Below are 24,221 nucleotides of genomic sequence, written 5' to 3'. Positions count from 1 at the left end.
CTGTGTGCACTTCAGCACATGCGTGCGCTGCCGTGCGATGGACCGAGGATAGTGCCGGGCGCGGACGGCTGAGCAGCCCGATTCATACGGTTCGTCTACGGTTCCGTAACGACGCCGGACCTCTCGGTGACCGACCCGACGGCGGACCCGACGGCGGACCCGGTGCCCGACTGGGCGGCGGGCGGCCCCAGTTCGTCCAGTACCGCCGACAGCCGCTCCAGCAGCCGTACCGCCTCGGCCAGTTGTTCCGTGCCGCCCGCTCCGAAGGCCTCGGCCAGCCGGTCCGCGTACGCGGCGTGCCCCGGGTCGATACGGCGCACGGCCGCGAACCCCTCGTCCGTCGGCGCGAGCAGCTTGGCGCGGCGGTGGGCCGGGTTGGGCCGGTACTCGGCGAGCCCGCGCTCCACCAGCAGATCGGCGATGCGCTGCACACTCTGCCGGGTGATGCCCATCGCGCGGGCGATCCCGGCGACCGGCAGCGGTTCGCGCAGGACCGCGCCGAGCACCTGCCACCAGGCGGCGGTCAGTCCGGCGGGCCGGGCCAGTTCCTCGGCGACGGCGAGGAACTGGCCGTTGAGCCGGAACACCCCGAGCGCGCTCCGGCTCAGCAGGTCCTGCCGCTCACGGCTCACGCGACACCGGCCTTGGCGAGCACGCCGTACGCCTCGGTGTCGGAGTCGTGGAAGAGGCGGTACCAGGCGTCGACCACCTCGTCGTCGTAGACCCCGAGCAGCGCGAGGATCTCGCGGGCGAAGGCGACCGGTTCGGTGGGGCCGGCGGTGACCAGGTTGCCGTCGGTGACCGCGTCGGTGTCGACATAGCGGGCGCCGCCCGCGTAGCCGGAGGGCAGCAGGTAGAAGGAGACCGCGCTGGTGTGGTCGCGGTCGTCGAGCAGTCCCTCGCGGGCCAGTCCGAGCGTGGCCCCGCAGATCGCGGCCACCGGCACCCCGGCGTCCAGGAACTCGCGCGCCTTGCGGGCGAACGGGGCGAGGTCGTCCCCCGCGTCCCAGAAGTCGGCGCCGGGCAGGATCAGCAGGGACGCGTCCTCGGGCCGTACGTCGTCCAGGGCCGTGTCGGGCCGGATGTGCAGTCCGCCGACGCTGGTGACCTCGGCGGTGCCGGCGCCGACCGTGCGGATGCCGTATCCGGCGCGGGCGAGCTGGGCCGTGGCGTGGCCGGTCTCCCAGTCGGCGAGGGTGTCGTAGACGGCCAGGTGCACGGGCTTGGGGCTGGTGCTCATGACTTCTCCTCGGGTTCACGTCCGCTTCCTTATGACAGAAGACTGTCATCTCGACAGCATCCTGTCAATATCTCGTCCGGCCCCCGGCCCTCGTACGCGTCCCGTGGACAACCTGTCGCGGAAACCCCCGGACCGCAGACAGGACGCCGATATCGCGTCCGTATCGCGGACACCTACGCTCGCCCGCATGACCCCTCACGCCATCCAGCCCGACCCGCAGGCCGGCGCCGCCGTGAAGGCTGCGGACCGTGCGCACGTCTTCCACTCCTGGTCCGCGCAGGAACTCATCGACCCGCTCGCCGTGGCCGGCGCCGAGGGGTCGTACTTCTGGGACTACGACGGCAACCGCTACCTGGACCTCACCAGCGGGCTCGTCTACACCAACATCGGCTACCAGCACCCGAAGGTCGTCGCCGCGATCCAGGAGCAGGCCGCTTCCCTGACCACGTTCGCGCCCGCCTTCGCCGTCGAGGCCCGCTCCGAGGCGGCCCGGCTGATCGCCGAGCGCACCCCGGGCGACCTGGACCGGATCTTCTTCACCAACGGCGGCGCCGACGCGATCGAGCACGCGCTGCGGATGGCCCGGCTGCACACGGGCCGCCCCAAGGTGCTCTCGGCGTACCGCTCGTACCACGGCGGCACCCAGCAGGCGATCAACGTCACCGGTGACCCGCGCCGCTGGGCCAACGACAGCGGCTCGGCCGGGGTCGTGCGCTTCTGGACGCCGTTCCTCTACCGCTCGCGCTTCTACGCGGAGACCGAGGAGCAGGAGTGTGCCCGCGCGCTCGAACACCTGGAGACGACGATCGCCTTCGAGGGGCCCTCGACGATCGCCGCGATCGTGCTGGAGACGATCCCCGGCACCGCCGGGATCATGGTGCCGCCGGCCGGCTATCTCGCCGGGGTGCGCGCACTGTGCGACCAGTACGGGATCGTCCTGGTGCTCGACGAGGTGATGGCCGGGTTCGGGCGGACCGGTGAGTGGTTCGCGGCCGACCACTTCGGGGTCGTACCGGATCTGCTGACCTTCGCGAAGGGCGTGAACTCCGGGTACGTGCCGCTCGGCGGGGTCGCCATCTCCGGGGCGATCGCCGAGACCTTCGCCAAGCGGCCCTACCCGGGCGGGCTCACGTACTCGGGGCACCCGCTGGCCTGCGCCGCGGCCGTCGCGACGATCAACGTGATGGCCGAGGAGGGTGTCGTGGAGAACGCGGCCCGGCTCGGCGAGAGCGTCGTCGGACCGGCGCTGCGCGAGCTGGCGGAGCGCCACCCGAGCGTCGGCGAGGTCCGCGGCCTCGGTATGTTCTGGGCGCTCGACCTCGTGAAGAACAAGGAGACCCGCGAACCGCTGGTGCCGTACAACGCGTCCGGCGAGGCGAACGCCCCGATGGCCGCGTTCGGCGCGGCGGCGAAGGCGGCCGGCATCTGGCCCTTCGTGAACATGAACCGCACCCACGTCGTGCCGCCCTGCAACGTCACCGAGGCCGAGCTCAAGGAGGGCCTCGCGGCCCTCGACGCGGCGCTGTCGGTGGCCGACGCGTACACGGGGTGACCGACGGGTCCGCCGGGGGTTCGAACGCGTAAGGTGGCGTGCTCGTAGACATGTACGAGTACGCCCCTCACGCGCCCACGGAGAGGACGCCCCGACCATGCCCGGCACCAGCGGCAACGGCGCCGTGACCCGCAGCACCCTGCGGCAGCAGATCGCCGACGCGCTTCGCGACGAGGTGCTGGCGGGGCGGCTGCCGCCGGGAGAGGCGTTCACCGTGAAGGAGATCGGCGAGCAGTACGGCGTCTCCGCGACGCCGGTCCGCGAGGCCCTGGTCGATCTCTCCGCGCAGGGACTGCTGGAGGCCGACCAGCACCGCGGCTTCCGGGTCCGCGAGTACTCCGTCGACGACTTCCGCGGCATAGTCGAGGCGCGCGCCCTGGTGACCGACGGGATGTTCCTGGCGCTCGGCGAGGGACACAAGGGCTTCCAGGACCCCGCCGATCCGCAGATCGCGCAGGCCCTCGCGGGGGTGCGGCGCCGGGGCGAGGAGGCCCGCCGGGCGGCGACCGCCGGCGATCTCAACGTACTGATCGGCTACGACCTGCGGTTCTGGCGCGAGCTGGGGGTGCTGTTCGGCAACGCGTACCTTTCGGACTTCCTGCACCGGCTGCGGCTCCAGTCCTGGGTGTGCGCGGTACAGCGGCTGCGCCGGCTCACCGATCTTCGGGGCCTGCTGTGGGCGGGGCACACCGAGCTGGTGGACGCGCTGAACGTGCGGGACACGGAGACGGCCAGGGCCGTCGTGACCGCGTACAACGCGCATTCGCTGGCGCTGATCGAACGCCTCTCGGTGGATTGACGGTTCCGCGTGCCGGTCCACCGGGTCCCGGTGCCGTGTACTGGGTATGGGATCCAGACCGGACGTGCGCACGGGGGGACCCGTGTCCGTCCCGCACCGACTACCCTTCCTTGACCACCGTGCCGTGCGCGCCATCCGTGGAGGAGCCCTCTTTTGGCCTGTGACCTGTGGCTGGTACCTCTCGTCGACGTGTTGTGCCACACGCCCGAAAACCCTTTCGCCGAGGAACTCGCGCAATACAACAAGGTGCTCGCCGAGGCCGGGCTGCCGCCCGTGCCGGTGTACCAGTACATGCCGGGCCTGTCCGGTGACGTCGCCCCGGTCGCCGGATTCGACTACGACGCACTGCACTTCCTGCGCCGGGCCTATCTGCTCCAGGTCTGCGGACTGCCGGTGACCCCGGTCGACGAACTCGGCGGCGACTACGAGCAGCTGCTGGAGATGTTCGCGACGACCGCCCAGCAGTCCCACCTGGTCTGGCACTACGACCACGCGGGCGCCTACGTCCCCGTCGACTTCCCGCATCCGCTCGCCAACGACGAACTGCTCGCCGGCGGCGGCCCGCTGGGCTCGGCGCAGGCGCTGCTGCGGGAGCTGGAGTTCGTGGCCGCGGCGATCGGCATCGACCCCGCGAACCCGCCCGCCGCCCCGCGGGCGCCCGCCGCCCCCACGGAGCTGGAGGAGCCCGCGGTCCCCGCTCCCTACGACCCCAGCCCGTTCTCCCGTGAACGGCATGTCTGGCTGGGGCTGCACGCGGCCTCCACCCGGAGCCTGGCCCAGGGGTCGATGATCGTCTTCAGCTGAGGGCCCGTACGCCGGGGTTCAACGCCTCAACGCCCCAGCTGGGAGAGTCCCTTCGTCACGTCGTCCATGTTCATGACCGGCGTGTAGGAGATCTTGGCGTCGAGGTTCAGGAAGAACGGCTCGCTGATCACCGGCATCTGCGAGCTGTCCTGCATGTCGAAGAACAGGAAGGCGGTGCGCTGCCCGTTCTCGGTCGTGAAGTACGCCGCCTCGGGCTTGATCTGTTCCATCGCCTCCTGGATCAACTTCCCCAGGGTGCCGCTGCGGATGGCCTCGTTGGCCTTCTCCGTGTCCATGGACGCCTTGAGCAGTACGCGCATCGCACTCACCTTCTTCACGGTCGACGCGCGGGGGGGTACGGATTCCGTACACCGCCAGACTATGCCCGTTTTGTCAGCACTTCTTGTTCACCGGTCATCGGTCACTGGTCACCGGTCGCCGGCTCCGGATCCGGCCCCCGGTGTGATCAGCCCCGTCTCGTAGGCCACGACCACGGCCTGGGCGCGGTCGCGCAGCCGGAGTTTGCCGAGGATCCGGGCGACGTGTGTCTTCACCGTGGCCTCGCTCAGTGTGAACCGGGCGGCGAGTTCGGCGTTGCTCAGTCCCGTGCCCAGCGCCTGGAGCACCTCCGCCTCGCGCGGGGTGAGCACGGACAGGTCGCGGTGGAGTGCGGCGGTCCGGGTGTCCTGGGAGACGAACCGCTCGACGAGGCGCCGGGTGATGGCCGGCGCGAGCAGCCCGTCGCCGGAGCGGGCCAGCCGGACGGCGGCGACCAGGTGTTCGGGCGTTACGTCCTTCAGCAGGAAGCCGCTGGCGCCGGCGGTGATCGCCGCGTAGACGTACCGGTCCAGGTCGTACGTCGTCAGGATCAGCACCTTGGGCGGGTCGGGCACCACGGTCCCGGACAGCAGCCGCCGGGTGGCCTCCAGCCCGTCGAGGCCCGGCATCCGCACGTCCATCAGGACCAGATCCGGCCGCGTGACCCGGACCGCCTCCAGCGCCTCCTCCCCGTCGGACGCCTCCGCCACGACATCGATCCCGTCGGCACCGAGGATCAACGAGAACCCGGTCCGGACGAGCGCCTGGTCATCGGCGATCACAACCCGCGGAGGCCCGCTCACGACGCGCCCGCCGGGGGCAAGGGGGTGGCCGCCGCCGCCGGGATCGCGGGGGCCGCCGGTGGGGCCAGGGGCACTTTCGTGGGAACCGGCGGTGTCCCCGCCGACATCACGGGCCCCTCTGCCGACGTCACGGGTGCCCCCGCCGACATCGCGGGCGCCCCCGCCGGCATCGCGGGCGCCTTCGCCGAAGTCACGGGCCCCTCCGTCGGGATGATCGCCCGGATGCGGAAGCCGCCGGTGGGTCGTGGTCCCGTCTCCAGGGTGCCGCCGTAGATCGTGAGGCGTTCGCGGAGGCCGATCAGGCCGCGTCCGCCGCCGGCCGGGGTCACCGCCGTACCGCCGGAGTCGGTGACCTCGACGCGGACCGCTTCCCCGGTGTGCTCGACCGCCACCCGCACCCGCGCGCCCCCGGCGTGCCGAACGACGTTGGTCAGGGCCTCCTGCACCACGCGGTACGCGGCCAGGTCGGCGCCGGCGGCGAGCGGTCCCGGGGTTCCGGTGACCGTCACCTCCACGGGGACGCCGGTGGCGCGGACCCGGTCGGTGAGGGCGGTCAGCTGCGCGAGGCCGGGCTGCGGAGCCAGGTCCGCGTCGGCGGCAGCGTCCGCGTCCGGGTGCGCGCCGGCCCCTCCGTCGTCCATCGTCAACAGGCCCATCGCGTGGCGCAGTTCGGCCATCGCCGTACGTCCGCCCGCCTCCACCGCGAGAAGCGCCTCGCGGGCCCGGTCGGGCGCGGCGTCCATCACCTTGCGGGCCGCGCCCGCCTGGATCACCATCACGCTCACATTGTGGGTGACGACATCGTGCAACTCGCGTGCGATACGGGCCCGTTCCTGCTCGACGGCGAGACGGGTCGCCACCACCTGGCGTTCCTGGAGGTCACGCACGCGCTGCTGCCAGATGTGCAGGGCGTTCGCCCCGAGCCCCACGCCGACCAGCACCAGGAAGGGAACGAAGCCGGGGGTGAACTGCGGGAAGTACTGCTCGTGCCCGATCGCCATCAGCACCGCCCCGCCCAGCACACTGCCGAGCGCGTACAGCCGGTGCGGGCTGTGCACGGCCGCGCTGTAGGCGGCGACCACACAGGACAGGAACGTGTACAGGGTGGCCCCGCTCTGGCCCGCGCGCACCCCCAGCACCAGGCTCAGCACCAGCACCGCCCAGAACGCGGCCAGCGGACACCGCCGCCGCACGATCAGCGGCAGCGCGGTGACGGCGGCCAGCACCAGCAGCCCCGGATCGGGGCCCGCCCCGAGCACCGGCGGCATCGGCGGGGGCGGAGGCGGCGGGAACAGCTCCGCGACCCCGGGATACCCCACCTTCACCGCCTCGTCCTGCCCGGCCAGCGCGCTCACCGTGCCGGTGGCCAGCACCAGCGCCAGCACGGTGTCCGCCGTCCACATCCACCGCGAGGGGCGCGGCAGCGGACCGGCACGCAGCAGTTCCGCCACACTCGTCGGCCACCGCTCGCTCCTCATGGCCCCAGTCTGGCAAGCGCCCGGCACCCGCCACATCCCTCCGGCCGGGGAGGGGCCGTACATCCACCGTGTACATCCCGGGTATGACGCGCCCACCGGGTCCGTCCGGTACGGCAGTCCCGCTCGGCAGCGCGGGCGACGCCCCGGACCCCGCCCCGCTCCTAGCGTCACGGCGAACCGTCCGACAGCGACCGAGGAGCCCCCGTGCCACAGCCCGTCATCGACATCCGTGGGACGAGCCGGACGTACGGCGAGGGGCCGCCCGCCCTCGCCGACGTGAACCTGACCGTGTGGCCCGGGGAGTCGGTGGCCGTGCTCGGGCCGTCCGGCAGCGGCAAGTCCACGCTGCTCAACCTGATCGCGGGCCTGGACCGGCCGAGCGCCGGCAGCGTCACCGTCGACGGGCTGCGGGTGGACCGGCTGGGCGAGGCCGGCTCGGCGAAGTACCGGCGGGCGAGGATCGGGATGGTCTTCCAGTTCTTCAATCTGCTGGACGACCTCACGGTCACGGACAACGTGCTGCTGCCCGCCCGGCTCGCCGGTGTGCCGCGCGCCGAGGCCCGCCGCCGCGCGGCCGAACTCCTCGCCCACCTGGGCATCGACCGGCACACCGCCGCCTACCCCGGAACCCTGTCCGGCGGGGAGCGCCAGCGCGTCGCGGTGGCCCGCGCCCTGATGAACCGGCCTGCGCTGCTGCTGGCCGACGAGCCGACCGGCGCCCTGGACACCGCGTCCGGGGACGACGTACGGGAGTTGCTGACCGGGCTCAACGCGGACGGGCAGACGATCCTGCTCGTCACCCACGACCTGCGGCTCGCCGAGGCGTGCGCGTCCCGCACGATCGAGCTGGTCGACGGACGGATCGTGCGGGACACCGCGACCGCGGCGGTGGCCCGGTGAAGGGGCGCAACCGGCTTCAGACGGTGGTGATCGTGCTGACCACCCTGGTCGCCGTCACCGCGTCCGTCGTCGCCGCCGGGGTGCTCGCGGCCTCGCGGGCGCCTTTCGAGCACGCCATGTCGGAGCAGCGCGGCGCCCATCTGACCGCACGGTTCGACGGGTCGAGGGTGACGGCGGGGGAACTCGCCGGGACCGCCCGGGTGTCCGGGGTGAGCGCCGCGGCGGGCCCCTTCCGGACGGCCGAGGTGCGTCCTCGTACGGACACCTCGTCCGCGGCGCTTCCCGCCGGGGTCACCCTGCCCACCATGACGGTCGCCGGACGCGCGGACCCCGAGGGGCCGGTCGACCGGCTGCGGCTCCTGGAGGGCCGATGGGCCACCGCGCCCGGCGAGATCGTGCTGGGCGACGGCGACCTCCCGGCGATCGCACCCGGCACCCGGCTCCAACTCCCGGACGTGCCGGGCGAACCGGTCCTGACCGTCGTGGGCCGGGCGCGGTCGGTGACCGGCACCGCCGACGCGTGGGTGACCCCGGCCCAGGCCGACTCCCTGACCGGTGACGTCTCCTACGAGATGCTCTACCGGCTGCGGCAGGCGGACACCTCCGGCGAGGTCGCCGACGCCCGTGCCGCGATCGGCGCCGCCGTGCCCGGGGGCGCGCTCACCGGCACGCTCTCCCACCTCGCGGTCAAGCAGCAACAGGCCGCGAACGCCCTCGCGTTCGTGCCCTTCGTGGCCGCCTTCGGGGTGCTGGCCCTCGCCATGTCGGTGCTGATCATCGGGATCGTGGTCAGCGGCGCGGTCGGCGCCCACACCCGGCGTATCGGCATCCTGAAGTCGGTCGGCTGCACACCCGCCCAGGTGGTGCGGACGTATGTCGGCGGGGCCCTGCTGCCCGCCGCGGTCGGCTGTGCGCTCGGGCTGGGGTTCGGCAACCTGCTGGCCGTTCCGGTCCTCGCCGACGTCGAGACCGTCTACTCCTCCGCGCCCGCCTCCGTCCCGTGGTGGGTCGACGTGGCCGCGGTCACCGTGGCGCTCGCGCTGGTGGGCCTCGCGGCGCTGGTGCCCGCGCTGCGCGCCGGCCGGCTGCGGACCGTCGAGGCGATCGCCGTCGGCCGCACCCCGGGCACCGGCCGCGGACGTCTCGCCCGCCGGGTGACAGGACGGCTGCCGGTGCCCCACCCGGTCGGCCTGGGCCTGGCCCACCCCTTCACCCGCCCCGCACGCTCGGCCACCACCGCGGCGGCGGTCGCGCTCGCGGCGGTGACGGTGACCTTCGCGGCCGGGCTCGCGCTGACGCTCGGCGCCGTGGAGACGAACCGGATGCTCGACGCGGGCGCCCCGGTCGTGGTCGAGACCGGCGGCGGACAGGCGCCGCCCGGCGCCAACGCGGTCGCCGCGCCCGGCCGGACCCCGGGCCCGCGGGCCGACCCCGGCAAGGTGACCGCGGCCCTGCGCGCCCACCCGGACACCCGCCGCTTCTACGGCACCACCCAGGCCGAGGTGACCGCGTCCGGCATCACCGGCCGCACGGACGTCGTGGCGTACTGGGGGGACGCCACCTGGGCCGCCCCCGAACTCGTCTCCGGACGCTGGCTGAAGGGGCCCGGCGAGGCGGTGGTCACGGACCGGTTCCTGGACGCGGCCGGGATCGGGATCGGCGACTCGGTGACGCTGACGGCCGAGGGCCGCCGCACCTCCGTACGGATCGTCGGCGAGGCCTTCTTCACCGAGGGCGACGCGATGCCCCTGCTCACCGCCACTTCGACGCTGGGCGCGCTCGGCCTGGACGACGACCCGGCCAGGTTCCACGTCGAGCCGTCCGGCGACACCGCGTCCTACCTCGGCTCACTGAACCCCACCCTGGAGCCCCTCGGCGCCCTGGTGCACACCAGCGGCGACAACTCCTCCAGCGTGGTGCGGGCCATGGACGCGCTGATCGGGATGCTCACCCTGATGCTGGTCGCGGTGGCCGGCCTGGGTGTCCTCAACACCGTCGTCCTCGACACCCGCGACCGCATCCACGACCTGGGCGTCTTCAAGGCGCTCGGGATGACACCCCGGCAGACCGTCGGCATGGTGCTCACCTCGGTCACCGGCACCGGACTCCTCGCGGCGGCCGCGGGGGTACCGCTCGGCGTGGCCCTGCACCACTACGTCACCCCGATGATGGGCGCCACGGTCGGGATGCACCTGCCCGAGGCGTTCGTCGCCGTCTACGGACCGCTGCTCCTGACGGTCCTCGGACTCGGCGGACTGACCGTGGCGATCGGCGGCGCGCTCCTCCCGGCGGGCTGGGCGGCCCGGACGGACACGGCACGGGCCCTGCGCACGGAGTGAGAGGGCGACGGAAAGAAGAAGGGGACGCCCCGTCGGATGACGGAGCGTCCCCTCGGCCGCCCGTGACGAGGCCACGGCCCGAGCGGTCACAAGCAGCCACGAGCGGCCATGAGCAGCATGAGCGGTCAGAGGAACGAGTTGATCTCGATCGTCTCGTCCCGGCCCGGGCCGACGCCGATCGCGGAGATCGGGGCGCCGGACATCTCCTCCAGCGCCTTGACGTACGCCTGGGCGTTCTTCGGGAGATCGGCGAACGTCTTGGCCGCGCTGATGTCCTCGGTCCAGCCCGGCAGCATCTCGTAGACCGGCTTCGCGTGGTGGAAGTCGGTCTGGGAGTACGGCAGTTCCTCGACCCGGCGGCCGTCGATCTCGTACGCCACACAGACCGGGATCTGCTCCCAGCCGGTGAGCACGTCGAGCTTCGTCAGGAAGAAGTCGGTCAGGCCGTTGACCCGGGTCGCGTACCGCGCGATGACCGCGTCGAACCAGCCGCAGCGGCGGTCACGGCCGGTCGTCACACCCCGCTCGCCGCCGATCCGGCGCAGCGCCTCGCCGTCCGCGTCGAACAGCTCCGTCGGGAACGGGCCCGCGCCGACCCGGGTCGTGTACGCCTTGAGGATGCCGATCACACGGCTGATCTTCGTGGGGCCGACGCCGGCGCCGGTGCAGGCGCCGCCCGCGGTCGGGTTGCTGGACGTCACGAAGGGGTACGTGCCGTGGTCGATGTCCAGGAGCGTGCCCTGGCCGCCCTCGAAGAGGACGACCTTGTCCTCCTCCAGCGCCTGGTTCAGCACCAGAACGGTGTCGGAGACGTACGGCCGCAGCTTCCCGGCGTAACCCAGCAGCTCCTCGACGACCTGGTCGACGGCGATCGCGCGCCGGTTGTAGAGCTTGGTGAGCATCTGGTTCTTGACGTCGAGCGCCGCCTCGACCTTCTGGGTCAGGATCGACTCGTCGTACAGGTCCTGGACCCGGATGCCGACCCGGTTGATCTTGTCGGCGTACGTCGGTCCGATGCCGCGCCCGGTGGTGCCGATCTTCCGCTTTCCGAGGAAGCGTTCCGTCACCTTGTCCACCGTCACGTGGTACGGCGTGATGATGTGGGCGTTGCCGCTGATCAGGAGCTTGGACGTGTCGACGCCACGCTCGTTCAGCCCGTTCAGCTCGGAGAACAGGACCGACGGGTCGATGACGACGCCGTTGCCGATGACCGGCGTGCAGCCGGGGGAGAGAATTCCGGAAGGGAGCAGGTGGAGGGCGTACTTCTGGTCGCCCACGACCACCGTGTGGCCGGCGTTGTTACCACCCTGGTAACGGACCACGTAGTCGACGGATCCGCCGAGCAGGTCCGTCGCCTTTCCCTTGCCTTCGTCACCCCACTGAGCACCGAGCAGCACAAGTGCGGGCACGCGCGTACACCCCTTCCGGGCGGGGCATGTCCAAGGTCAGGGGCGCACGCGGTGGGCGTTTCCGCCACGTGCACCACAACCGGCCACGACCTGCTTGGGCCGCGAACCGTCGGACCGGATGCCCCGGAATAGACGAAGCCCCTGGCGCAATAGCGCAAGGGGCTCTTGCACAAAGATGCTACCCGAGGAAGCGAGGCATGGCCGAGGTGGCGACTTTCGCGACTTCCGATCAGCTGCTGGTCGTCATCGATCCGGCCGCCCGGCGCACCGACGGGGAGTCCGTACGGATCGCGAAAGACGTGCTCAGCGCGGGTGCGGCGACGAAGGTGTGCCTGCCGGACGGGCCCGAGGAGTTCGCCCGCGCGCTGGCGCGGCGCGGCTCGCGGCGGCCGGTGGTGATCGGCGACGACCGGGCGCTCGTACGGGCCGTGTCGCTGCTGCACCGGCGGCGGGAGCTGGCCGCGTGTGCGCTGTCGCTGGTTCCGGTGGGCAGTGGGCTGTCGCTCGCGGCGGCGCTGGGTGTGCCGACGGGGGCGGTGGCCGCGGCGCGGGCGGTGCTGCTCGGCGCGGAACGCCGGCTGGATCTGCTGGTCGACGACAGCGACGGGGTGGTGCTGGGGGCGCTGCGGATCCCGGCGCTGCCGGGTGCGGGCCCGGACGACTTCGGTGCGGACTCCGCCGCCGGGCGCACCGCGTGGCTGCGGACCTGTCACTCCCTGGTCCGCACGCTGGTGCCGGCCCGGGCTCCGGCGCCGGGTCCCGGTGCACCGGCGCGGCTGCGGGTCGAGGTGGACGGGAAGACGCTGGTCGACCTGGACCAGCCGGTCGCGGCGGTCTCGGTCACGCCCGGTGGCGCGGGGACGGCGGACGTGGACGTGCGGCCGTTGTCGGTGGGGGCGGAGGCCGCGCCGCTCACGGCGCGGGGGCGGCGGGTGACCGTGTCGGGGGCGGATTTTCGGTACGGGGCGGATGCGGAGGTGTGGGGGCCGGTCCGCAGCCGGACGTGGACCGTCTGGGACGGGGCCCTGGGCTTGACCCTGCCGGGTCCTGCGTAGCTTGGGCGGCTGTCCGGGCGCGGGCCGGTGGGGGCTGGTCGCGCAGTTCCCCGCGCCCCTGGGGACAACCGGTCGTCGTGCGGCCGCGGCTCCGCCGTGGCCGATCGCGCAGTTCCCCGCGCCCCTGAAAACAAAAGCCCGCGCAGCCGCGGGCCAATCGTGCCGACCGCTCGCCGTAGCCGCGGGCATGCGTGCCGCCCGGGGCGATGGGGGAGGGTGGGCGCGGCGGCACCCCGTCGCGCCGGGTTGCGCAGCGTCCCTCAGGGTGCGCCGAACGTCCGGTCCCGGTGCTCGCGCCATTCGAGCATCACCGCGCCGATCGCCCCGTCCAGGTACTCGAAGAAGGCGAGGGTCTCGGCGATCCGGCGGCCGCCGGGCGAATCCTCCCCGAGGCTGTCGACCCCGTCGCGCAGGGTGCTCTGCCAGCGCTTGAGGACGGCGTCCCGGTTGGTCAGCGCCTCGTACCACTGGTCGCTGTGCACCCGGTACCGCTCCCGCCGCGACCCGGGCTCCCGCTCCCGCGACACCATGTGCACCTGCGCGAGATAGCGGACCGCGCCGGAGACCGCGGCCGGGCTGACCTGGAGCTGTTCACCGAGCTCGGCCGAGCTCATCGCGCCGGCGTCGGAGGCGAGCAGCGCGGCGAACACCCGGGCCGGCATCCGCTGCATGCCCGCCTCGACGAGCTGAGCCGCGAAGCCTTCGACGAACTTCGACAACGTCTCGGGGTCCCGCCCCGCCGCGCCCGCTTCCGCCATCACTGGATCATCTCCTCCGGTTCCGCCCAGCATCCGCCCTGTTCCCGCCCCCGCAGTCAAGTCTACGTGCGATTTATACGCTTCCTTAACTTCACAAATTTGTGAAGTTACCGTAGCTTCGACAACATGACGAAGGCAATCAGCGTCGCCGGACTGCACAAGTCGTTCGGCAGGACGCACGCGCTCGACGGCCTCGACCTGGAGGTCGAGACCGGTGAGGTCCACGGCTTCCTCGGCCCGAACGGGGCCGGCAAGTCCACGACCATCCGGGTCCTGCTGGGCCTGCTGCGCGCCGACTCGGGCGCCGCGCAGGTGCTCGGCCGCGACCCCTGGGCCGACGCGGTCGAGGTGCACCGCCGGATCGCGTACGTCCCCGGGGACGTCACCCTGTGGCGCAACCTCTCCGGCGGCGAGGTCATCGACCTCTACGGCAGACTGCGCGGCGGCCTCGACACCACCCGGCGGGCCGATCTGATCGACCGCTTCGAACTGGACCCCACGAAGAAGGGCCGCACCTACTCGAAGGGCAACCGGCAGAAGGTCGCCCTCGTCGCCGCGTTCGCCTCCGACGTCGACCTGCTGATCCTGGACGAGCCGACCTCCGGACTCGACCCCCTCATGGAGGAGGTCTTCCAGCGGTGTGTGGAGGAGGAGCGCGAGCGCGGCCGGACCATCCTGCTCTCGTCGCACATCCTCAGCGAGGTCGAGGAGCTCTGCGACCGGGTCAGCATCATCCGCAGGGGACAGACCGTCGAGACCGGTTCGCTGGCCGAACTGCGGCACCTGACCCGCACCAGCGTCACCGCCGAACTCGCAGGCCCGCCAGGCGGACTGGCCACCCTCCCGGGCGTGCACCACCTCGACGTCCAGGGCAGCCGTGTGCGCCTCCAGGTCGACTCCGACAAGCTCGACGCCGTACTGCGCACCCTCAGCGACACCGGCGTGCGGTCCCTGACGTCGACGCCGCCCACGCTGGAGGAGCTGTTCCTGCGGCACTACCAGGAAGACAGCGCGGACCTCGACGGGGTGTCGGCCCGATGACCGCGTACGCGGTACGGCCCGCGAGCGGACAGCAGCTCGCCGGCACCACCACCCTGCTGCGCTTCGCCCTGCGCCGGGACCGGGTGATGATCCCCGGCTGGGTCGCGGTGAACGCGCTGATGGTCCTGTCCATGCCGAACTCCGTCAAGAGCCTCTACGGCACCGCCGCCGAACGCGCCGACCTGATCCGGCAGATGGACACCAACGCGTCCCTGCGCGCGCTGATCGGCCCGGTCTTCGACGACTCCCTCGGCGCGCTGACCGCATGGCGCGTCGGCGTCTACGCGGCCGCGCTCGCCGCGGTGATGAGCCTGCTCATCGTCGTACGGCACACCCGCGACGAGGAGGAGAGCGGCCGTCAGGAACTGGTGGCGTCCGGGATGGTGGGCCGCCGCGCCTCCCTGACGGCGGCGCTGCTGGCCGCCGCCGTCGCCAACGGGGTGCTCGCACTGCTGATCACGGCCGGTCTCGCGGGCCAGGGCACCGGCGGCGCACTGGCACTCGGCTTCGGGATCGCCGGGGTCGGCATGGTCTTCGCCACGATGGCCGCGATCGTCGCGCAGCTGACGGAGAGCGCCCGGCTGGCCCGCGGTCTGACCGCCGCCGTCCTCGGCGCCGCCTTTGTGCTGCGCGCCGCGGGCGACTCGGCCAGTACCGACGGCTCCTCCGTCCTGACCTGGCTCTCCCCGCTCGGCTGGCTGGAGAACCTGCGCCCCTTCGCCGGCGAACGCTGGTGGGTCCTGCTCCTGCTCGCCGCCGCCGTGGTTGTCCAGGCGGTGGTGGCGTACGAGCTGACCGGCCGCCGGGACGTCGGCATGAGCTTCCTGCCGACCCGGCCGGGACCGCCGGTGGGCGCACTCGCCACCGCGGGCGCCCTCGCCTGGCGGCTCCAGCGCGGCACGGTCCTCGGCTGGAGCATCGGCTTCTTCCTCGCCGGAGTCGTCTACGGCGGGCTCACCGACGGCGCCGCCGACCTCATCGGCGACAACAGGAACGCCCGCGAGATCTTCGAGCGGATGGGCGGCCAGAGCGGCATCACGGACGCGTTCCTCGCGTCGATGGTCGGCATGCTCGGGCTGATCGCCGCCCTGTACGTCGTCGCGTCGGTCCTGCGGCTGCACGGCGAGGAGACCTCCGGGCGCGCCGAACCCGTCCTGGCCAACGCGGTCGGCCGGTTCCGCTGGGCGGCCGGGCATCTGACGGTCGCCTTCGCCGGCTCGGCCCTGATCATGGTGATCGCGGCCCTGGGCTTCGCCGCCGGCTACGGCCAGGACCTCGGCCCCATCCTCGCCGCCTGTCTCGTCCAGCTCCCGGCGATCTGGGTGATCGGCGCACTGGCGGTGCTCCTGTACGGGGTCTCGCCGGGAGTGGCCCCGGCGGCCTGGGGCGTCGCGGGCGCGGTCCTCCTCATCGGCTGGGTCGGTCCGGCACTGGACGCGCCCCAGGTGCTCCAGGACCTCTCCCCCTTCGGTCATCTGCCCAAGCTGCCGGGCGGCGACATGAGCTGGCCGCCGGTCCTGGTCCTGCTGGCCCTCGCCGCCGTGCTCACGGCCGCCGGACTGACGGGGCTGCGGCGCCGGGACGTGGTCAGCAGCTGAGATCCGCGGTACGGCGGGGGAACCCGGCGGCGGTCCGCGCGCGTCTGCTCCCGACATGGGACAACGTGCGCAGGCCGCCGTCGGATGTCTGACCATGCTCGGGGGCGCGGGCGCCGGGCTCGCCGTGTGGACACAGCGCGCCCAGGGCCGGATCAACCGCTTCGAACAGGGCCCGGACCTCACCGTGCTCTTTGTGGAACTCCCGCTCGCGCTGATCGCCGGGACGGCCGCGGGGCTGGGCGCATGGGCGGTGGTTCATGGTCTGGGGAGACGGTGGCGGCGCGCACCGCGCACCTCCGAGTGATCTCTCCGGGTGGTCAGCCCACCTCCACGCTCAGCCCGTCCAGGCCGCGGATGACGAAGTTCGGCTTGCGCCGTGGTTCCGCGGCCGGCCGGAGGGTGGGGGCCTGGTCCAGCAGGGCGGTCATGGAGGCGGCGAGTTCGATACGGGCCAGTGGGGCGCCGATGCAGTAGTGGATGCCCGCGCTGAAGGAGATGTGCGGGTTCTCGGCGCGGGCCAGGTCCAGGCGCCCGGGGTCGGCGAAGACGGCCGGGTCGTGGTTGGCGGAACCGAAGAGCAGGGCGAGTTCGGAGCCGCGGGGCACCACCTGGCCGTCGATCTCGATGTCGTCCAGCACCCAGCGCTCGAAGAGCTGGAGCGGGGTGTCGTAGCGCATCAGCTCCTCCACGGCGGACGGGACGAGGGAGTGGTCGGCGCGCAGGGCGGCGAGCTGGCCGGGGTTGCGGAACAGAGCCCACCAGCCGTTCACCGTGGCGTTCACCGTCGCCTCGTGCCCCGCGTTGAGCAGCAGCACGGCCGTCGAGATCATCTCCTGCTCGGTGAGCCGGTCGCCCTCGTCGTGGGCCGCGATCAGCCCGGAGATCAGATCCTCGCCCGGCTCCCTGCGCCGCGCCGCGATCAGCTCCCGCAGATACTCGGAGAACTCGACGGACGCCCGCACCGCCCTGCGCGCCGTCTCCGGCGACGGACTCAGCTCGTACATCCCGCAGATATCCGCCGACCAGGGCCGCAGCGGCGCCCGGTCCGACTCGGGGATCCCCAGCATCTCGGCGATCACGGCGACGGGCAGCGGCTCGGCCACCTCGGCGAGCAGATCACCGCCGCCGCGCGCGACGAGCCCGCCCACCAGCTCACCGGCCAGCCGCTCCACATACGGCTTCAGCCGCTCCACCGTCCGCGGGGTGAACGCCTTCGACACCAGCCGTCGGATCCGGGTGTGGTCCGGCGGCTCCAGATCGAGCATCCCGTGGTCGTTCAGCGTGTGGAACGGCTCCTGCTCCGCCGGCGGCGCCGTCCGCCCGAAGTCCTCGTGCGAGAACCGGTGCTGATACGTCCGCCCCAGCCGCCGGTCCCGCAGCAGCGCCGAGACGTCCGCGTGCCGCGGCACCAGCCACTGGTCGCTCGGCTCGTACCAGATCACCCGTCCCCGCGCCCGCAGCTCCGCGTACGCCGGATACGGGTCACCGACGAACGCCGGGTCCCACGGGTCGAACACCTGCGAAATCTCACGCACTGCCATGGACGGACGCTAGCCCGGGGGAGCCCGCCGTGACCAGGGGGGTCGTGCGCGGCCCGCGGCGGGGGCGGGCGGGGTGGCCGCTCTCAGCCCGGGGTGACCAGCCGGGCCTCGTAGGCGAACACGGCCGCCTGGGTGCGGTCCCGCAGCCCCAGTTTCACCAGGATCCGGCTGACGTGGGTCTTGATCGTCGACTCGGCGACGACCAGACGCTCCGCGATCTCGGAGTTGGACAACCCCTGGGCGATCAGCACCAGCACCTCCGTCTCCCGGTCGGTCAGATCGCCGTACGCCGCCTGCGCCGACGGCATCAGCCTCGGGGCGTCGGACAGCTTGGAGAACTCCGTGATCAGCCGGCGGGTGACCGACGGCGCCAGCAGCGCCTCCCCCGCGGCGACCACCCGCACCCCGTCGGCGAGCTGGCGCGCGGAGGCGTCCTTGAGCAGAAAGCCCGAGGCTCCCGCGCGCAGCGCCTGGTACACGTACTCGTCGAGGTCGAAGGTCGTCAGGACCAGCACCTTCGCGCCGCTGTCCGCCGCGACGATCTCACGGGTCGCCTCGATGCCGTTCAGCTCGGGCATCCGGATGTCCATCAGGACCACGTCCGGGGAGAGCTCACGGACCCGCTCCACCGCCTCGCGGCCGTTGACGGCCTCGCCGACGACCTCGATCTCCGGCATCGCGTTCAGCAGGACGGAGAAGCCCTCGCGGACCATCATCTGGTCGTCCGCGATCAGTACCCGGATGTTCATGACTCACCGTCGCCGACCCGGGCGACCGGCAGGAACACCGCCACCTCGTAACCTCCGTCGTCGGTCGCGCCCGCCGTCATCTCACCGCTCAGCATCGAGACCCGCTCGCGCATCCCGGTCACCCCGTGCCCGGCGCCGGGCGAGGGCTTGATCAGGGAGGGGTTGGGCGGCGCATCGTTGACTATCCGCAGTCCCAGCCCGCCCAGCACATACCCCACCTCCACCCGCGCGCTCGCGCCCGGCGCGTGCCGCAGCGTGTTGCTCAGCGCCTCCTGGACGATCCGGTACGCCGACAGCTCCACACCCTGCGGCAGCTCCCGCACCGCTCCGGTCACCGTCTTGTCGACGCTCAGCCCGGCGTCCCGGACGTTGGCGAGCAGCCCGTCCAGTTCGGCCAGGGTGGGCTGCGGGGCGTCCGGGGCCTCGTAGTCCTCGGCGCGGACCACACCGAGGACGCGGCGCAGCTCGGTCAGCGCCGCCACCGCGTTCTCCCGGATGGTGACGAACGCGCGCTCCAGCTCCGGCGGCGGGTTCTCCACCCGGTAGGGAGCGGCCTCGGCCTGGATGGCGACCACCGACATGTGGTGCGCGACGACATCGTGCAGCTCGCGGGCGATCGTGGTCCGCTCCTCCAGCAGGGTGCGCTTGGACCGCTCGTGCTCGGTCACCGTCAGCTGTGCCGTGACCTCCTGCTCGGCCTCGCGCCGGATGTGCCGGACGGCGATGACGAGCAGCATCAGGGCGGACAGCACCAGCATGGGCCCGGTGTTGCTGGAGCCGTCGTACCAGCCGAAGAAGGTCGCCACCACGGAGCCGTACACGGCGGTCACCAGCCACATCCAGGCCGCCGTGCGCGGCCGGGTGCGGATCGCCACCAGGGCCAGCACGAAGATGTGGGTGACGAAGGGGCCGGGCAGCCACGGCCACTCGCCGGAGGTGCCGCGGGCGAACACCGCGAAGACCGGGGTGGCGGCCATCGACAGCCAGAAGGCGCCGACCGGCCGCACCAGCGTGGCCAGCACCGGGACCAGGCACAGGACGCCGGTCACCAGGGCCGTCAGACCGTACCCCCCGCTGTTCCAGCCGACCACGAACGCCATCAGCCCCATCAGGGCCACCGCCGTGTGCGGGGTGTACGCCGCGTACTCCCGCATCCGCCCGCGCAGGCGGCGGGTGAACGGCCCGCCCAGCTTCATCCTGGGCAGCGGCCGGTACGCGAAGGCGTCGTTGATCAGATCCTGCCGCAGCCCTCGCAGGGCATCCGCGGCCAGCCGGTACTCCGGACTGCGCTTGTACACCCCGAACTCCCCGTCCTGTGGATGCGGGCTCGATGGCATCTGAGTCGTCTCGGTCACGCTCAGAACGGTAGGCCCGACCCCGGGTCGCCGTCGTCACCAGTGAGAGGGGTCATACGGGGTCCGTCTCAGGTACTACGGGGTGGAGCCGGACGGAGCCGGGCGGACACCCGCGTCCCCCTACTGATACCCCGCCGGCCGCACCAGACCCGACTCGTACGCGAACACGGCCGCCTGGGTACGGTCGCGCAGGCCCAGTTTCACCAGGATCCGGCCCACATGGGTCTTCACCGTCTGCTCCGCCACGACCAGGCGCTCCGCGATCTCCGCGTTCGACAGGCCTCTGGCGATCAGGGAGAGGACCTCCGTCTCGCGTTCCGTCAGATCGGCGACCCGCTCCTTCAGCGGCGCGGGCGGCGCGCCGTCCATACGGGAGAACTGGGCGATCAGCCGCCGGGTGACACCGGGCGCGAGCAGGGCGTCTCCGGCCGCCACCACCCGTACCGCCTCTGCCAGCTGGTCCGCCGAGGCGTCCTTCAGGAGGAAGCCGGAGGCGCCCGCCCGCAGCGCCTCGTAGACGTACTCGTCCAGGTCGAAGGTCGTCAGGACCAGGACCCTGGTCCCTGATGTCATCGCGGTCACCCTGCGGGTCGCCTCGATACCGCCCAGCTCCGGCATACGGATGTCCATCAGCACCACGTCCGGGGCGAGTTCGGTCACCTTCGCCACCGCCTCCAGACCGTCCACCGCCTGGCCGACCACCTCGATGTCGGACTGGGTGTTGAGCAGCACGGTGAAACCCTGCCGGACCATCTGCTGGTCGTCGGCGATCAGTACGCGGATCACACGTCCCTCGCTGCTCTTCATCTCGCGCCGTCCTCGGGGTCGTCGGGGTAGTAGGAAAGATTCGGGTCGTCCGGACCCACGGGCGTGCCGTCCGTCGGCAGATAGGCCGTGACCTGGTATCCGCCGCCCGGGAGGGAGTAGGCCGTCAGGCTGCCGCCCAGCATCGCGACGCGTTCGCGCATACCCAGCAGGCCGTGGCCGGCGCCCTGCGAGGGTGCGGCCGGGCGGGTCGGCGGGGAGTTCAGGACCTCCACACGGAGCCCGGTGGGCAGGTGGGTGAGATGGATCCAGGTCCTCGCGCCGGGCGCGTGGCGCAGCACGTTGCTCAGGGCCTCCTGCACGATCCGGTACGCCGACAGCTCCAGCCCGGGTGGCAGCGGGCGTCTGGTGCCGCTGTTCTGGGTGACCACGGTCAGGCCCGCCGCGCGAGTGTTCTCCACCAGCGCGTCCAGCCGGTCCAGGGTGGGCTGCGGGGAGTGGGCCTCGGCGGCGGAGTCGGACGCGGTGAGCGGCTCGTCCGGGTGCGGGTCGGGGTGCTCGGCACGCAGGACGCCCAGCACCCGGCGGAGTTCCGTCAGCGCCTCCAGGGCGTTCTGCCGGATGCCCGCGAGGTTCTCCTTCAGCTCGTCCGACGGGTCCTGCACGAGGTGCGGGGCGACCTGGGCCTGGATGGAGATCACGGACATGTGGTGGGCGACCACGTCGTGGAGTTCGCGCGCGATCCGGCTGCGCTCCTCCAGCAGGGTGCGCCGCGCCCGCTCCTCCGCCGTGAGCGAGGTCTGCTCCTCCAGCTTGGTGCGCGCCTCGCGCCGTCCGCGTATCGCGATGCCCAGGACGACCACCACGCCCGAGAGGACCACCAGCAGCACACCGGTCGGCTGGAAGTCGGGCGCACCCCACAGCCCCTCGACGGCGTACGTGAACAGCGCGGTGAACGCCAGGGCCTCCGCGGCGACACGGGTACGGACCCGCAGCGCCAGCAGCAGCAGGACGAAGAGATGCGCGACGAGGCCGGCGGCGGTCCACGGCCAGGTGAAGTTCTCGGCGCCGCCGGACACCAACTCGTGCCGTACCGCGATCGCGGCCAGCAGGGTGGCCGTCATCGACAGCCACCACGCCGGGATCGGCCGCCACAGCGCCAGCACCATCGCGCCGGCGTGGCCCACGGCCACCGGGAACGCCAGCCCGAAGGCCAGCCCGCCGTTGTCCTGGAGCTGAGGCAGGTCACCGAGCAGCACTCCGAGGGCGGCGAGGTACACGACCCCGTGCGGCAGCCAGCGCAGCCAGACGGAAGGAGGCAGCGGGTCCGCCCGTACGGTCCACAGGTCGTCACGCAGCACCCGCAGCCCGCGCCGGGCCCGGCCCACCACCTTCGGCGCGGTGCTCACCCCGCCGCTCCCCCCGCTCTTCACGCGTCCACCCTAGGGCCACCGGTGGGGAGCTTCGCGGCGCCGGAGTGCGACCGGATCACCCTCGAACGGCGTCCCGTGCCGCCCTGCTCCCGGGAGCGAAACGCCATCCAGCACAGGGCCAGGACCACGGCGAACACCGGGAGCCAGGCCAGTCGGGCCGCGACCCAGGTGAGATTGTCCGGCCGGGTGTGCAGTCCGGGGAGGCGGCCCACAAGGAGCCCCGTGGCCGTGGTCGCCATCATCGCCGTCTGGTGCCACAGGAATATCGTCATCGCCGAGAGGTTGGCGACCGCCACCCCCGCCCACAGCACCGGCCGGCGCATCCCCCGGCGCAGCGGGCCGCGCAGCAGCAGCGCCGCTCCGCACTGGGCCACACCGAAGGTGACCGCCGCCAGCGTGGGCGGGTTCAGATTGGACACCCCGGCGCCCGGCACCCCGACCATCGACGCCGGATATCCCGCAAACACCACCAGCCCCGCCGTCGCCGACACCCCGCCGGCCAGCAGCACCCAGCCCGCGCGGGGCCCCTCCAGCTCACCCCGGGTCCAGGCCGCGCCCAGCGTGTACGGCACCAGCCAGCCGGCCGCCAGATTCACCCAGCCCAGCGCGTCGGGGCCACCGAGCCCGAAGCGGAACAGGTCGACGTACAGGACGACCGCCAGCGGCCACAGCGGGGTGACGCGCGTCAGGAGCGGGGTCGCCGCCGTCAGCGCCGCGAAGACGACGAGGAACCACAGCGGCGACAGGGCCAGCTTGACCAGCGTGTGCACGGTCGTGAACTCGGCGCCCGTCAGCAGCAGTCCGCCCGCCGCGACCGCCCACAGCACCAGCACCGCGGCCACCGGGGCGAACAGCCGGGACAGCCGCGCGCCCAGCCACTTCCCGTATCCCATGCCCTTCGCGCGGGCCGACTCCAGGCTCTTCGTGGCCACATGACCGCCCACCAGGAAGAACACGGCGAGCGTCTGGAACATCCAGGAGACCGGGGCCAGCCACGGCATGGGGTCCAGCGGGCTCGCGGCACGCAGGGTGCCGCCGTCGGCGACCAGCGCCGTCACCAGCCAGTGGCCGAGGACCACCCCGAGGATCGCGAAGGCCCGCAGCGCGTCGACCGCGCGGTCCCGTCCGGCGGGGGTCGCGGCGTCGATCCGGCGGGCCTGTCTCCGCAGGCCCCTCCATCGGGCGCCCCCGAACCATCGTACCGTCTCAGTCACGGCCCACCTCCGACGTCTCGCCGAGCACGATCCGGGCGAGGTTGGCCAGCGCGACCGAGCCCGGGGTGAAGTAGTCGCTGTGTCCGCCGGATCCGGCCGCGAAGCGGCGGGCGCCGTACGCCGGGGACATCGGGTCGGTGCCGAACCCGACCGTGGTGCCGAACAGGTCGGCCCGCAGATGCGGCACGTCCGCCACCCAGTCGCCGGCGCCCCTGCCCGCCCAGATCCGCGCCGGGGTGTCCAGGTCCGCCGCCGAGTCCACACCCGTACCGGGGCTGCCGACGACGACCAGGTCCTCGACGTCCAGTCCGGACGCGGCGCGGGCGCAGACCACCGAGCCGTAGGAGTGGCACACCAGCGCGACCTGCGCGTCCTCGCCGGTGACGACACGCAGGCGGCCGATGAACTCCCTTAGTTCCGGGGCGGCTTCGTCGGCCCGGTCCGTCGTCATGACCGTGGTGCTGACGGTGCCCGGTGTCTCGTAACCGAGCCAGGCGACGACCGCCGTGGGCGTGCCCGGGGCCTCGTGGGCGAGTTGCCGGTGCAGGGCCTCGGCGGCGGCGCGGAAACGGCCGTAGGTGTCGAGTCCGGTGTCGGAGCCCGGTATCAGTACGCCGATCCGGTCCGCGCGGGCCAGGTCGCCGAAGACCTCCGTCGCCCGGCCGGCACCGCGTCCGTCGAAGGCGAGCAGCTGCCGCGACGGGTCGTCGGCCATCGCCCGCTCCACATCCGCACGGCCGCTGTCGCCGTGGTCGGCGGCCATCCGGGACGCCTCGGCGGCGTTGGCCCGGTTCGCCGCGTACGCCGCGTCGAGGGTCGTCGCCGTGACACGGCCGAGGCGGGCCGGGTCCGGCGCGGGGACGGTGGGGCGGGCCGCGGCGGACAGCGGCACCACCAGACAGGTCGTGATCAGCGCGGCGAGCAGTGTGCGACGCCTGCGACCCGCCCCACGCCGGTCCTCGCGCCCGCCATCACGCCAGCGTCGGTCCCGACGCCCGCTCCCCCGGCCCCCGCTCCCACGGCCCCCCGTCAGCTCCATCGCCCCGTCCCTCCCAGTCCGCCCGGTCATC

At 72.8% G+C, this 24,221-nt stretch carries 23 protein-coding genes; 9 read left to right on the top strand and 14 right to left on the bottom strand.

What is annotated here, in order from left to right:
• Positions 1-95: 95 nt before the first annotated feature.
• Both ACIQAC_RS10625 and ACIQAC_RS10620 read right to left on the bottom strand, forming a co-directional pair.
• Positions 96-632, bottom strand: coding sequence for a MarR family winged helix-turn-helix transcriptional regulator (locus ACIQAC_RS10625; protein ID WP_402188971.1), 537 nt, complete (start codon positions 630-632; stop codon positions 96-98).
• Positions 629-1,240 carry a DJ-1/PfpI family protein gene (locus ACIQAC_RS10620; RefSeq protein ID WP_402188970.1) on the bottom strand — a complete coding sequence of 204 codons (612 nt, stop codon included), beginning with the start codon at positions 1,238-1,240 and terminating at the stop codon, positions 629-631. The genes ACIQAC_RS10625 and ACIQAC_RS10620 overlap by 4 nt, the downstream gene beginning before the upstream one ends.
• Positions 1,241-1,427: 187 nt before the next feature.
• Between ACIQAC_RS10620 and ACIQAC_RS10615 the strand changes: the two genes are divergently transcribed.
• The 3 genes from ACIQAC_RS10615 to ACIQAC_RS10605 all read left to right on the top strand — a co-directional run bounded on the left by ACIQAC_RS10615 (position 1,428) and on the right by ACIQAC_RS10605 (position 4,395).
• The gene (locus tag ACIQAC_RS10615) at positions 1,428-2,792 is read left to right on the top strand and encodes an aspartate aminotransferase family protein (protein WP_402188969.1); all 1,365 of its coding nucleotides are present in this window, start codon (positions 1,428-1,430) and stop codon (positions 2,790-2,792) included.
• A gap of 97 nt (positions 2,793-2,889) precedes the next feature.
• Positions 2,890-3,591 (top strand): GntR family transcriptional regulator, encoded by a 702-nt coding sequence (locus tag ACIQAC_RS10610; RefSeq protein WP_402188967.1) that lies wholly within the window; start codon positions 2,890-2,892, stop codon positions 3,589-3,591.
• A gap of 153 nt (positions 3,592-3,744) precedes the next feature.
• Positions 3,745-4,395: a hypothetical protein gene (locus ACIQAC_RS10605; RefSeq protein ID WP_402188966.1), complete on the top strand. Its 651-nt coding sequence runs from the start codon at positions 3,745-3,747 to the stop codon at positions 4,393-4,395.
• 26 nt (positions 4,396-4,421) lie between these two features.
• Here ACIQAC_RS10605 and ACIQAC_RS10600 read toward each other — a convergent pair whose 3' ends face one another.
• The 3 genes from ACIQAC_RS10600 to ACIQAC_RS10590 all read right to left on the bottom strand — a co-directional run bounded on the left by ACIQAC_RS10600 (position 4,422) and on the right by ACIQAC_RS10590 (position 6,994).
• A complete protein-coding gene (locus ACIQAC_RS10600; RefSeq protein ID WP_402188964.1) occupies positions 4,422-4,715 on the bottom strand; it encodes a hypothetical protein in 294 nt (97 codons plus the stop codon).
• A 108-nt stretch (positions 4,716-4,823) separates the two neighbouring features.
• Entirely contained in the window at positions 4,824-5,516 is a 693-nt protein-coding gene (locus tag ACIQAC_RS10595) for a response regulator (RefSeq protein WP_402188962.1), read from the bottom strand.
• Entirely contained in the window at positions 5,513-6,994 is a 1,482-nt protein-coding gene (locus ACIQAC_RS10590) for a sensor histidine kinase (protein ID WP_402188960.1), read from the bottom strand. Before ACIQAC_RS10590 ends, ACIQAC_RS10595 begins: the two co-directional genes overlap by 4 nt.
• Before the next feature lie 204 nt (positions 6,995-7,198).
• Between ACIQAC_RS10590 and ACIQAC_RS10585 the strand changes: the two genes are divergently transcribed.
• Positions 7,199-7,894 carry an ABC transporter ATP-binding protein gene (locus ACIQAC_RS10585; protein ID WP_402188959.1) on the top strand — a complete coding sequence of 232 codons (696 nt, stop codon included), beginning with the start codon at positions 7,199-7,201 and terminating at the stop codon, positions 7,892-7,894.
• A complete protein-coding gene (locus tag ACIQAC_RS10580; RefSeq protein ID WP_402188957.1) occupies positions 7,891-10,233 on the top strand; it encodes an ABC transporter permease in 2,343 nt (780 codons plus the stop codon). Before ACIQAC_RS10585 ends, ACIQAC_RS10580 begins: the two co-directional genes overlap by 4 nt.
• A 125-nt stretch (positions 10,234-10,358) precedes the next feature.
• Here ACIQAC_RS10580 and ACIQAC_RS10575 read toward each other — a convergent pair whose 3' ends face one another.
• Positions 10,359-11,642 carry an adenylosuccinate synthase gene (locus tag ACIQAC_RS10575; RefSeq protein ID WP_402188955.1) on the bottom strand — a complete coding sequence of 428 codons (1,284 nt, stop codon included), beginning with the start codon at positions 11,640-11,642 and terminating at the stop codon, positions 10,359-10,361.
• A gap of 197 nt (positions 11,643-11,839) precedes the next feature.
• Between ACIQAC_RS10575 and ACIQAC_RS10570 the strand changes: the two genes are divergently transcribed.
• On the top strand, positions 11,840-12,697 hold the full coding sequence (locus ACIQAC_RS10570) for a diacylglycerol kinase family protein (RefSeq protein ID WP_402188954.1): 858 nt from the start codon (positions 11,840-11,842) through the stop codon (positions 12,695-12,697).
• A gap of 260 nt (positions 12,698-12,957) precedes the next feature.
• Here ACIQAC_RS10570 and ACIQAC_RS10565 read toward each other — a convergent pair whose 3' ends face one another.
• On the bottom strand, positions 12,958-13,455 hold the full coding sequence (locus ACIQAC_RS10565; RefSeq protein WP_402188953.1) for a GbsR/MarR family transcriptional regulator: 498 nt from the start codon (positions 13,453-13,455) through the stop codon (positions 12,958-12,960).
• Positions 13,456-13,581: 126 nt separating this feature from the next.
• Between ACIQAC_RS10565 and ACIQAC_RS10560 the strand changes: the two genes are divergently transcribed.
• From ACIQAC_RS10560 to ACIQAC_RS10550, 3 genes are read left to right on the top strand one after another with little or no spacing between them, the layout of a single operon-like run.
• A complete protein-coding gene (locus ACIQAC_RS10560) occupies positions 13,582-14,496 on the top strand; it encodes an ATP-binding cassette domain-containing protein (protein ID WP_402188952.1) in 915 nt (304 codons plus the stop codon).
• Positions 14,493-16,094 carry an ABC transporter permease gene (locus ACIQAC_RS10555; protein WP_402188950.1) on the top strand — a complete coding sequence of 534 codons (1,602 nt, stop codon included), beginning with the start codon at positions 14,493-14,495 and terminating at the stop codon, positions 16,092-16,094. The genes ACIQAC_RS10560 and ACIQAC_RS10555 overlap by 4 nt, the downstream gene beginning before the upstream one ends.
• 55 nt (positions 16,095-16,149) lie before the next feature.
• Positions 16,150-16,398: a hypothetical protein gene (locus ACIQAC_RS10550; protein WP_402188949.1), complete on the top strand. Its 249-nt coding sequence runs from the start codon at positions 16,150-16,152 to the stop codon at positions 16,396-16,398.
• Between the two features lie 13 nt (positions 16,399-16,411).
• On the opposite strand, the gene ACIQAC_RS10545 is transcribed toward ACIQAC_RS10550, so the two are convergent.
• The 7 genes from ACIQAC_RS10545 to ACIQAC_RS10515 all read right to left on the bottom strand — a co-directional run bounded on the left by ACIQAC_RS10545 (position 16,412) and on the right by ACIQAC_RS10515 (position 24,190).
• Complete coding sequence (locus ACIQAC_RS10545) at positions 16,412-17,635, bottom strand: cytochrome P450 (protein WP_402188948.1); 1,224 nt, start codon at positions 17,633-17,635, stop codon at positions 16,412-16,414.
• Positions 17,636-17,718: 83 nt separating this feature from the next.
• The gene (locus ACIQAC_RS10540) at positions 17,719-18,384 is read right to left on the bottom strand and encodes a response regulator (RefSeq protein ID WP_402188947.1); all 666 of its coding nucleotides are present in this window, start codon (positions 18,382-18,384) and stop codon (positions 17,719-17,721) included.
• On the bottom strand, positions 18,381-19,739 hold the full coding sequence (locus ACIQAC_RS10535) for a sensor histidine kinase (RefSeq protein WP_402188945.1): 1,359 nt from the start codon (positions 19,737-19,739) through the stop codon (positions 18,381-18,383). The genes ACIQAC_RS10540 and ACIQAC_RS10535 overlap by 4 nt, the downstream gene beginning before the upstream one ends.
• Before the next feature lie 120 nt (positions 19,740-19,859).
• A complete protein-coding gene (locus tag ACIQAC_RS10530; RefSeq protein WP_402188944.1) occupies positions 19,860-20,546 on the bottom strand; it encodes a response regulator in 687 nt (228 codons plus the stop codon).
• Positions 20,543-21,913: a sensor histidine kinase gene (locus ACIQAC_RS10525; protein WP_402188942.1), complete on the bottom strand. Its 1,371-nt coding sequence runs from the start codon at positions 21,911-21,913 to the stop codon at positions 20,543-20,545. Before ACIQAC_RS10525 ends, ACIQAC_RS10530 begins: the two co-directional genes overlap by 4 nt.
• 20 nt (positions 21,914-21,933) lie before the next feature.
• Positions 21,934-23,151 (bottom strand): acyltransferase, encoded by a 1,218-nt coding sequence (locus ACIQAC_RS10520; RefSeq protein ID WP_402188940.1) that lies wholly within the window; start codon positions 23,149-23,151, stop codon positions 21,934-21,936.
• Entirely contained in the window at positions 23,144-24,190 is a 1,047-nt protein-coding gene (locus ACIQAC_RS10515; RefSeq protein ID WP_402188939.1) for an alpha/beta hydrolase, read from the bottom strand. The genes ACIQAC_RS10520 and ACIQAC_RS10515 overlap by 8 nt, the downstream gene beginning before the upstream one ends.
• Positions 24,191-24,221 lie beyond the last annotated feature (31 nt).

The organism is Streptomyces sp. NPDC088387 (assembly GCF_044753385.1).
In the GTDB taxonomy this organism is placed as follows: Bacteria; Actinomycetota; Actinomycetes; order Streptomycetales; family Streptomycetaceae; genus Streptomyces.
Note: the sequence above shows the minus strand (reverse complement) of the source record. Positions and strands in the feature narration are given on the sequence as shown.